General features: G+C 59.9%; 8 protein-coding genes and 1 tRNA gene. 5 read left to right on the top strand and 4 right to left on the bottom strand.

The window, feature by feature from the left end; all coding sequences use genetic code 11:
• Positions 1-2: 2 nt before the first annotated feature.
• From BLR16_RS02700 to BLR16_RS02685, 4 genes are all read left to right on the top strand, one after another.
• Complete coding sequence (locus tag BLR16_RS02700; protein WP_074806237.1) at positions 3-3,149, top strand: efflux RND transporter permease subunit; 3,147 nt, start codon at positions 3-5, stop codon at positions 3,147-3,149.
• Positions 3,149-4,555 (top strand): efflux transporter outer membrane subunit, encoded by a 1,407-nt coding sequence (locus BLR16_RS02695; protein WP_074806240.1) that lies wholly within the window; start codon positions 3,149-3,151, stop codon positions 4,553-4,555. Before BLR16_RS02700 ends, BLR16_RS02695 begins: the two co-directional genes overlap by 1 nt.
• Before the next feature lie 117 nt (positions 4,556-4,672).
• Positions 4,673-6,412 carry a tannase/feruloyl esterase family alpha/beta hydrolase gene (locus BLR16_RS02690; RefSeq protein ID WP_092194081.1) on the top strand — a complete coding sequence of 580 codons (1,740 nt, stop codon included), beginning with the start codon at positions 4,673-4,675 and terminating at the stop codon, positions 6,410-6,412.
• A gap of 200 nt (positions 6,413-6,612) precedes the next feature.
• Positions 6,613-6,686, top strand: a tRNA-Cys gene (locus BLR16_RS02685).
• 99 nt (positions 6,687-6,785) lie between these two features.
• Here the strand turns inward: BLR16_RS02685 and BLR16_RS02680 are convergent.
• Both BLR16_RS02680 and BLR16_RS02675 read right to left on the bottom strand, forming a co-directional pair.
• Complete coding sequence (locus BLR16_RS02680; RefSeq protein WP_046832837.1) at positions 6,786-7,835, bottom strand: phage integrase; 1,050 nt, start codon at positions 7,833-7,835, stop codon at positions 6,786-6,788.
• 1 nt (position 7,836) lies between these two features.
• Positions 7,837-8,079 carry a DUF4224 domain-containing protein gene (locus BLR16_RS02675; protein ID WP_046832836.1) on the bottom strand — a complete coding sequence of 81 codons (243 nt, stop codon included), beginning with the start codon at positions 8,077-8,079 and terminating at the stop codon, positions 7,837-7,839.
• 113 nt (positions 8,080-8,192) lie between these two features.
• Between BLR16_RS02675 and BLR16_RS02670 the strand changes: the two genes are divergently transcribed.
• Positions 8,193-8,405 (top strand): hypothetical protein, encoded by a 213-nt coding sequence (locus BLR16_RS02670; protein ID WP_046832835.1) that lies wholly within the window; start codon positions 8,193-8,195, stop codon positions 8,403-8,405.
• Positions 8,406-8,407: 2 nt separating this feature from the next.
• Here BLR16_RS02670 and BLR16_RS02665 read toward each other — a convergent pair whose 3' ends face one another.
• Both BLR16_RS02665 and BLR16_RS02660 read right to left on the bottom strand, forming a co-directional pair.
• Positions 8,408-9,097 carry a hypothetical protein gene (locus BLR16_RS02665; RefSeq protein WP_074806522.1) on the bottom strand — a complete coding sequence of 230 codons (690 nt, stop codon included), beginning with the start codon at positions 9,095-9,097 and terminating at the stop codon, positions 8,408-8,410.
• Positions 9,094-9,408 (bottom strand): hypothetical protein, encoded by a 315-nt coding sequence (locus BLR16_RS02660; protein WP_058401744.1) that lies wholly within the window; start codon positions 9,406-9,408, stop codon positions 9,094-9,096. The genes BLR16_RS02665 and BLR16_RS02660 overlap by 4 nt, the downstream gene beginning before the upstream one ends.
• Between the last annotated feature and the right edge of the window lie 44 nt (positions 9,409-9,452).

Here is a 9,452-nt window from a genome sequence, read left to right as displayed (position 1 = left end):
ATATGGCTCGTTTCTTCATCGATCGGCCCATCTTCGCCTGGGTCATTGCCATCTGCATCATGTTTGCCGGTGGGCTGTCCATCAGCCAGCTGCCACTTGAGCAATACCCCAATATCGCGCCGCCGACGGTAAAGATCTCCGCCACTTACACTGGTGCATCGGCCAAGACCGTCGAAGACTCTGTCACACAGGTCATCGAGCAGCAGATGAAGGGGCTGGACCGGCTGACTTATATGTCCGCCTCCAGCAGCTCTGCGGGCAGTGCGAGCATCAGCCTGACCTTCGCCGCCGGCACCGACCCTGATGTGGCGCAGATGCAGGTGCAGAACAAGCTGCAGCAGGCTGAATCGCGCCTGCCGCAAAGCGTGCAGAGCGAAGGCTTGACGGTGACCAAGGGCAGTTCCGACTTCCTTATGCTGGTCGCCCTGGCCTCCGATAACGAAAGCGTCACCGGCACGCAGATCGGTGATTACATTTCCAGCACGCTGCTCGATCAACTGAGCCGTGTGGATGGCGTCGGCGACGTGCAGACCCTGGGGTCGGGGTACGCGATGCGGATCTGGCTGGACCCGGCGAAGATGGAAAAGTACTCACTGATGCCCTCCGACATCAGCTCGGCCCTGGAGGCGCAGAACACCGAGGTCTCGGCAGGCCAGTTGGGGGCCTTGCCGGCGGTGGAAGGTCAGCAACTGAATGCGACCATCAGTGCCCGCAGCAAGCTGCAGACGCCCGAGCAGTTCGAGAACGTGGTCGTCAAATCTTCCAGTGACGGCGCTGTTGTGCTCTTGCGCGATGTGGCGCGAGTGGAGTTGGGCAGCGAGAGCTATGACATCAACTCAGCGCTCAATGGCAGGCCTGCGGCGGCGATGGGTATTCAGCTGGCGTCAGGCGCAAACGCGCTGAGCGTTGGTGAAGCGATCAAGGCCAAACTCAAGGAACTCGAACCGTTCTACCCCGCGCAGATGCAACTGAAAACAGTCATTGCCTATGACACCACGCCATTCGTGAGCCTGTCGATCAAGGAGGTGGTGAAGTCGCTGGGTGAGGCGATCGTGCTGGTGGTGCTGATCATGTTTCTGTTCATGCAGAACCTGCGCGCCACGCTGATTCCGGCGATTACCGTGCCGGTGGTGCTGTTGGGTACGTTCGGCGTGCTGGCGCTGTTCGGCTATTCGATCAATACCCTGACCATGTTTGCGATGGTCCTGGCCATCGGCCTGCTGGTAGACGATGCCATTGTGGTGGTGGAAAACGTCGAGCGGGTGATGGGCGAAGAACACCTGAGCCCGCTGGAGGCGACCCGCAAATCCATGGATGAAATTACCAGCGCGCTGATCGGTATCGCGCTGGTGCTGAGCGCCGTGTTCATTCCGATGGCCTTTTTCAGTGGTTCCACCGGGATTATCTACCGGCAGTTTTCGGTGACCATCGTTTCGGCCATGCTGCTCTCGGTACTGGTTGCAATGACCCTGACGCCAGCGTTGTGCGCAACGATGCTCAAAGCCTCGGATGCGCAACTGCACGCACAGCGCGGTGGCTTTTTCGGCTGGTTCAACCGCACGTTCGACCGCAGCGCCGATCGCTATCAGCGAGGCGTGGGCGGAGTCATCGAACATCGCGGGCGGGGCCTGCTGGTGTATGTGCTGGTGCTGGTGGTCATGGCGGTGGGTTACGTCAGTCTGCCCACCTCGTTCCTGCCGGATGAAGACCAGGGCGCGCTGATGGCGCAGATCCAGCTGCCGGTGGGCGCTACCGACAGCCGTACGCAGGCGGTGATGCGGCAGTTCGAGGCTTACATGCTCAAACAGCCGGAAGTCGAGGCGTTGATCAGTATTTCCGGGCTGGGGATGGGCGGTAACAGTCAGAACACCGCCAGGGCGTTCATCAAGCTCAAGGACTGGAGCGAGCGTTCCGGCAAGGAGCAGGGCGCAGCGCAGGTGGCACAGCGCGCGACGCTGGCCCTGGCGAGCATCGGTGACGCCAGCGTGTTTGTCATGCAGCCGCCTGCGGTACGTGGCCTGGGGCAGAGTTCGGGGTTCGATGTGCAACTCAAGGACCTCGGCGGAGTGGGGCATGAGGCACTGGTGGCGGCACGCGAGCAGTTTATCGAGCTGGCGAGAAAGGACTCGAGCATGCTGGGCGTGCGCAGCAACGGCCTGGACGACACTCCGCAGCTGAAAGTGACCATCGACGACCGCAAGGCCGGTGCACTGAGTTTGTCCACCAGTGACATCAACTCGACCCTGTCCACTGCGCTGGGCGGCAGCTACATCAATGACTTCCTCAATCAGGGGCGAGTGAAGAAAGTCTACGTGCAGGGCGAGGCGGCTTCGCGTATGCAATCAGCCGATCTGGACCATTGGTTCGTGCGCAACAGCAATGACGAAATGGTCCCGTTTTCGTCGTTCGCCAGCAGCAGCTGGAGCTATGGTTCGCCGTTGCTGGAGCGTTACAACGGCAGCTCGTCACTTGAAGTGGTGGGCGATCCTGCGCCAGGTGTCAGCTCGGGTACCGCGATGGATGCGGTTGAGGCCATCATCAAGCAACTTCCCGAAGGCATCGGGTACGAGTGGACCGGGCAGTCCTATCAACTGCGCCTGTCCGGCTCCCAGGCGCCGATGCTCTATGCCATTTCAGTGTTGTTCGTGTTTCTCTGTCTGGCAGCCTTGTACGAGAGCTGGTCGGTGCCGTTCTCGGTCATGCTCGTGGTGCCGCTGGGTGTGGTCGGCGCGGTACTGGCGACGCGGATCAGTGGCTTGAGCAATGACGTGTACTTTCAGGTGGGCTTGCTGACCACCGTGGGCCTGGCGGCGAAAAACGCGATTCTGATCGTCGAGTTCGCCAAACATCTTCAGGAACAGGGCAAAAGCCTGCATGAAGCGACCCTTCTTGCCGCCCGGCAACGACTGCGTCCGATTCTGATGACTTCGCTGGCGTTCATGTTCGGTGTGCTGCCGCTGGCCCTCAGCAGCGGTGCAGGCTCGGCCGGGCGTAACGCGATCGGCACGGGCGTACTGGGCGGCATGTTCAGCGCCACCGTGCTGGGGATTTTTCTGGTGCCGCTGTTCTTCGTGGAAGTGCGTCGCCGCTTCAGTCGTTCGTCAGGCAATGCTCCTGCGGCTCAACCCACATCTACAGGTGAAGCATGATGCGTCTTTTCTGGCCTTCGCTGGCTGTCACGGCGCTGCTTGCGGGCTGCGTCAACCTGGCCCCGGATTACCAGCGGCCTGAAGCGCCGGTTTCAAGCCAATGGCTGCCAGCGACGGCTGCCCAACCGGCTGCGTCGGGCAGCGTGCCCACGGATATCGAATGGCAGAATTTTTTCATCGATAACCGCCTGGTGCGCCTGCAGAACCTGGCGCTGGTGAATAACCGCGACCTGCGCCTGGCCAGCCTCAATGTCGAGAAAGCGCAGGCGCAATATCGCATCGAGCGGGCGGCGAGCCTGCCGACCATTGATGCCAGTGGCAGCGGCACGCATACACGCACGCCGTCATCGACCTCGATGACCGGAAAGTCGTCGATCAGCCATGAGTACAGCGCGCAGCTGGGCTTGAGCAGCTATGAACTGGATGTGTTCGGGCGTATCCAGAACCTTCAGGACGAAGCGCTCGAGGATTACCTGGCCTTGACCGAAACCCGGCGCAGCACGCAAATCAGCCTGATCGCCGAAGTGGCGACCGGCTGGCTGACCCTGGCCGCCGACAACCAGCTTCTGAAACTTGCCGAAGACACGCTGGCCAGCCAGCAGAAAAGCTACGACCTGACCAAAAGCAGTCATGCGCTGGGCGGTTCTTCGGGGCTGGAAGTGGCCCAGGCGCAGACAACGGTCGAATCGGCGAGGGGCGATGTGGCGCAATATAAAAGCCAGATTCTTCAGGACCGCAACGCCTTGCGCCTGCTGGTCGGCAGCGATCTGCCGGAGGAGCTGCTGCCCGATGCCGACATGCAGTCGGTGGCGCAATTGGTGCAGGTGCCGGATGGCCTGCCTTCCAGCCTCCTGCAGCGTCGCCCGGACGTGCTGAGTGCCGAACACACACTCAAAGCCGCGAACATTGATATCGGTGCAGCGCGTGCGGCGTTCTTTCCCAGTATCACCCTGACTGCCAGTGCAGGCTCTTCCAGCACCAGCCTGTCAGGTCTGTTCAAATCCGGAACCAGCGCGTGGAGCTTTGCGCCAAGTATCAGCGTGCCGATTTTCGACGGCGGCGCCAATCGGGCCACGCTTGACTCGGCCAAGGTCGAGAACCAGATCCAGATTCAGACCTATCAGCAGACGATCCAGACCGCATTCAAGGAAGTGGCCGATGCCTTGGCGGTGCGCAGCACGCTGGATGAGCGGCTTGCCGCGCAGCAGGCCTACACCGATGCCAGCCGCAGAAGCTACGAACTGGCCGACGCCCTATACCGCGGCGGATCGCAGAGTTATCTGGAGGCGCTCGAGTCGCAACGCTCGCTGTACAGTGCCGAGCAGGACCTGATTTCCCTGCGCCTGACAGAGCAGAGCAACCGCGTCACGCTCTACAAGGTCATGGGCGGCGGATGGAATCGGTGATGGTTTTTTCCACTAGCCTTTGAATAATCGCCAGGCTTGAACGTTTTACCCTTGCCCACAGTGCGGCCATTTGCAGGTTCGCACTGTGGTTTTGATCCTTCATGAACAGGAGTTCTCATGAAACCCTCCCAGCCGAAGTACGCCCACGCCTTGTTGCTGCTGGTCACTTCACTCAGCATTCAGACGCCGGCTCTGGCCCGTATGGCATCCGCGGCGACCGCCGACAATACAGCCCGGCTTGCAGTGGTCAAACCGGTCAGCAGCTGTGCTGCACTGAGCAGCTTGGAACTCAGTGACATCGGCGGGCAGGGCAGTCGTGTGCTGGCGGCCAGTGAATCGACGCGTGACGGTGTTGCGGTGTGTGCGGTGGAAGGCCAACTGGCGCCGGAGATCAATTTCAGGCTTGAGCTGCCAACCGGGACCTGGGAGCAGCGCTACCTGCAAGTCGGCTGCGGCGGATTGTGTGGCAACGTCAACTCGACCGCGCGCGCGGCTGATGGCTGCACATCTCTGAGTGCCGGCGCCTTTGCGGTGGCCTCCACCGACATGGGCCATCGGGCGGCAGACGAGCATTTTGGTGATGACCCGGAAAAACGCGCCGATTTCGCCCATCGTGGTGTGCACCTCACTGCGCTGGCCTCGAAGAAACTGATCGCCGCGTTCTATGGTCGCAAAGCAGAATACGCCTACTTCAGTGGCTGCTCGGACGGCGGTCGCGAGGCGTTGATCGAAGCACAGCGTTACCCGGACGATTTCGACGGCATCATTGCCGGAGCCCCGGCGCTCAACTTTCAAGTGCAGAAAACCCTGTATCACGGCTGGATGGCGCGCTCCAACCGAGGGTCAGACGGCAAGCCTATCCTGCTCGCCTCACGACTGCCATTGCTGCACAACGCCGTACTTGACCAATGCGATGTGCTGGACGGACAGATTGACGGCCTGATAGCGGATCCGCGTATCTGCCACTTCGATCCCGCCGCGCTGCAATGCAAGGCGTCGGCCGACCCCGCCACGTGCCTGAGCGCAGAGGAGGTGGCCACGGTCAGACGCTTTTACGAAGGCCCGAAGGACGCTGCCAGTGGTGAGCGACTTACCCTGGGCGGCCCGCAGCCGGGTTCGGAATTGGCTTGGGCCGGCGTGTTCGTGCCGGTTAGCGCCGATCAGACGGTATACAGTGAAAAGGCCGCGCTGGAGGCCATTCGCAACGTCGTGTTCGAGAAGAACCCACCGGCAAGTTTCGATTTGAATGCGCTGAACTTCGACGAGAAAACCTTTGATCAACTGCGCCCGTTGCATGCGCTGTACGACGCCACCAACCCCGATCTCTCGCCATTCGCCAGCCACGGCGGCAAGCTGATCCTGTGGCACGGCTGGGCCGACCCGAACGTCTCACCGCTCAACACCCTGGCGTACCACGAGGCGCTTGAAGCACAGATGGGCAAGAGCCGCACCGAGGCATTCTCGAGGCTGTACATGCTGCCCGGCGTTTATCACTGCGGCGGCGGGGAAGGGCCAAGCCTGGTCGATCTGCTGACGCCGATCATGGCCTGGGTCGAAAAAAGCCGGGCCCCGGACGCCATCGTTGTCCGACAGGCAGGCCCCGACAAGGCCGGCAACAGGCAGAGGCCGCTGGCACAGTCGCTGCCGGCGTCCATGGTCAAGGAAAACGTGGGCAATCGCGGACGTACCCGCAAGGTGTTCCCGTACCCGTTCATGGCCGAGTACGACCACAAGGGCTACGCGAAAAACGCAAACAGCTACCAGCGCGCCCAGCCGCTGACCACGGAAAAAACACCGCAATGGATGGGCAGCGGGTTCTTCAAACCGTATACGCCTCTGGAACGCCAGGCGCAGTAGCGGTTGCACTGGTACAGCGTGGGCGAATTATTTTCTCCTCGTTCTTGACATGGCATGCGAACCAGTACAGAATTGCGTCCATTCCTGAGCGAGGAATTGAAAAAAACCCTTTAGATTCAATGGGTTGGAAGCCAAAGAAATACAGGTTTCCCGCGAAATCAAAACACGTTTGATGTTCAAGTGAAGCATCTTTCGTTTGAGGCCGAGTAGCAAAATGGTTATGCAGCGGATTGCAAATCCGCCTACGCCGGTTCGATTCCGACCTCGGCCTCCACTATTCAAAGCCCCGCAGATTAACGTCTGCGGGGTTTTTTATTGGGCGCAGGAAAGTGAGGAGTTCCGAAACTTTAAGGGGTGGAGTTCCGAAACTTTCTCACTTTGAGGGCTGCGCGACAGCGCCGATCCGGCGGTAAACGCGCTTCGTTATCTCCTGTTTGGAGTGGCCCAGCAACAGGCTGGCGTCTGCGATATCGGTGATCTCGGACGCGGCTTTCGGCCTGATATCCTTGAACTGGAATTGCCGTATTTTCTCTGCGTCGTCAGCCCTGCCATTGGCAATGGCAGAAAGGCGTGCCGCTTCCCGAGCTTCATCCCATCGGTTACGCAGCATCTGCTGAGAAACGCGCATGCCGGTCCTGCTCAAAATAAAGTGATGGGATATGTGCTTCGCGTTTCTGAGCATTATTGCGCCTATCAGCCGGCCCAAGCTGTTTGGAACGCCACTGTTCTGCATCTGGATGCGCAGACGCTTCCCGGTCTTTCCTTGCTGGACATTGAGGTAGTCGCCCTCAATATCGCCTCGGTTCATCGCGATAACGTCAGCTGGGCGCTGACCGGTTAGGTAAGCCAGGTCCATCGCATCCTTGAGCTCCTGCGGGGCTTGCCCGTACACAGCAGCCCAGACCATGTCGTTCGCATAATAATCGCGGACCTTTTCCTTGTTCTTGCGCACCCCGGCGCAGGGGTTCTCGCGATCTGTGAATCCCCATTCACGCGCCATGTTGTAAACATGAGATAGCAGCGCAATTTCTCGGTTTGCTCTGGTCTTGGCCGTCCGCGCGTCTCGATACTGGGCGACCATTGACGGGGTGATCGCGTCAATCGGCGCACTCTCGAAACCCTTACGCAGGTGTTTCAATTCAGCCTTGTTGTCTTTCTGCGTTCGCGCAGCTTTCTTCGGGATTATGTCCCGCTCGTACCGGTCAAAAATCCCCTTCATGATCTTCAAGTCATCTGGCTTTGCCTTTGCTTCCAGCTCAGCCCATTTGAGTCTCGCCTTATCCAAGTCTCCGCCCAACGGAAGCTCTTTGCCGTTCGCGTCCCGATAGTAATACCCCACCCAGACAGTTCCGTTTTTGCGGGGGCGCTTGCGCCGTACCATCCCTGGCGGCAAATCCCTGTTCTCAGTATTCCGGGGGCGCATTTCAGTTCACTCTGGAAAAGTCCGGTGTCCAAGCTGGGCGCGCCGGGGGAGGGTTGTGGTCACCGGCGGGCGCCGGTGTCATGCCGAGTTTCATGCGTGCGAACATCCGACCTACCAGAGGTCGCCCGCCACGGCTTTCTACAAAAATCCAATTGCGGTCGTTGAGCCATTTTCGCTGATGCGCTCTGTGTTTGTAGCCGGTCAGATCGGCCAACTCTTGGTCTGTAAGTATTTCTGTTTCCATGGTGAAGGCTCCAGGCCGCACTGGGCGGCGGAAGGGTTTATCAGGCGGGTTTTGTAGTTCACTGCTATGGTCCACGCAGCCAGCAGGAGCTGGTGCAGCACCAAGGAGAGGTCATGGAATGCACCACAGCCACGAACGAGGTTTACGGGCCGTATAACGCCAAGCTGGGTAGGCGCGGCGCTGACGGCAACATATGGTCGGGCAGGACCGTCATTTTCAGAATCATCGATGACCGGGTCTACTCAATGCACGAGCAGTACCTGGGCCGGTTCAAGTACGGCATGGCGATGACTGACAGGGGAGAGCTGATTTTCATGGTGCGGTAGGCTCAGGTCCTCACGCGCTTGAACTCGACTACCCAGACCCACGGGTTTGCGTTCCAGTCGCCACCGACGGATGTCCAGAGAAGCTCGAACGATTTGCGCGGGTCAGCGCTGTAGGTTTCGATCCCATCGACGTGCCACCACTCACCGAGCTCGGCATGATCGGTGTAAAGCCTTATGCCTTCGGCCTTGGCCTGATCCTCGCTGATATCCTGCAACCGCTCGACGCGCACGTCTGTAATTTCCAACAGGATGCGGCTGGCCCAGCGCGGGATATGGATGGATGGGCGCCAACGGCCTTCTTTGCCGCCGAGCAAATCTTCTGACCAGCAGGCAAATTGGTAGGGCTTCGAGCGCGGATCGTCGTAGTTGAATGCGCCGTCCTCATTGAGGAAGCTGGCATCTTCCATCAAGTCGCGCACGTCGCCGTCTGCTCGATACGCGATGCCTGGTGCGCCCTGCAAGTTCACGTCTGACCACGTCTCTCGCAGCCATAGCCGGTCGCCGGCCCTGCCGTATGGAGATAGGTCAGCGTTGCCAGGCAGTGCCAGAAAGGCAGGCTCGAAACCGGCAGCCAGACAATCCAGCGCGGCTGGCTTCTTCACCTCGCGCCGTGTGACCGTCTTCCGGCCTTCCAGGATGGCACGCACCATCGGCGCACTGAACAGGATCGGTCTTTCCTTGGCCTGGGTCATGGCGTCACCACCCGCCGCGCCCACTGCACGTATGGGCCATCCTCGGTATCGAAAATCGACAAAAGAAACCATTCCGACCCTGGCGCTTCCGGTTCCCAGCCTCGGCAATGCGCTTCGCCATCCCAATAAGGGTGCCACTCAAGATCGTTTTCAAGCGAGTTGGACTTCACTTCCAGGCCCTGCACCCGAAGCCAGGTCCGGTACGGTTCAGGATCTTCGCCACCATCAAAGCTTGGAATTCCCGGGTGATGCCAGTAGCCGTTCTCGTCGCGAGTGACTTCGACGGGGCCTATCAACTTTTCTTCGGGCATGACTTCGTCCTTGCCGCACACGCGGCTGATATTGAATTGATTGA

The sequence above is a fragment of the Pseudomonas sp. BS3767 genome, assembly GCF_900099665.1.
GTDB classification, from domain to species: domain Bacteria; phylum Pseudomonadota; class Gammaproteobacteria; order Pseudomonadales; family Pseudomonadaceae; genus Aquipseudomonas; species Aquipseudomonas cerasi.
Note: the sequence above shows the minus strand (reverse complement) of the source record. Positions and strands in the feature narration are given on the sequence as shown.

Excerpts from the sequence above, each read along its gene's own strand:
- BLR16_RS02700 (WP_074806237.1), top strand. The coding sequence starts at position 3 with ATGGCTCGTTTCTTCATCGATCGGCCCATCTTCGCCTGGGTCATTGCC.
- BLR16_RS02695 (WP_074806240.1), top strand. The coding sequence starts at position 3,149 with ATGCGTCTTTTCTGGCCTTCGCTGGCTGTCACGGCGCTGCTTGCGGGC.
- BLR16_RS02690 (WP_092194081.1), top strand. The coding sequence starts at position 4,673 with ATGAAACCCTCCCAGCCGAAGTACGCCCACGCCTTGTTGCTGCTGGTC.
- BLR16_RS02680 (WP_046832837.1), bottom strand. The coding sequence starts at position 7,835 with ATGCGCCCCCGGAATACTGAGAACAGGGATTTGCCGCCAGGGATGGTA.
- BLR16_RS02675 (WP_046832836.1), bottom strand. The coding sequence starts at position 8,079 with ATGGAAACAGAAATACTTACAGACCAAGAGTTGGCCGATCTGACCGGC.
- BLR16_RS02670 (WP_046832835.1), top strand. The coding sequence starts at position 8,193 with ATGGAATGCACCACAGCCACGAACGAGGTTTACGGGCCGTATAACGCC.
- BLR16_RS02665 (WP_074806522.1), bottom strand. The coding sequence starts at position 9,097 with ATGACCCAGGCCAAGGAAAGACCGATCCTGTTCAGTGCGCCGATGGTG.
- BLR16_RS02660 (WP_058401744.1), bottom strand. The coding sequence starts at position 9,408 with ATGCCCGAAGAAAAGTTGATAGGCCCCGTCGAAGTCACTCGCGACGAG.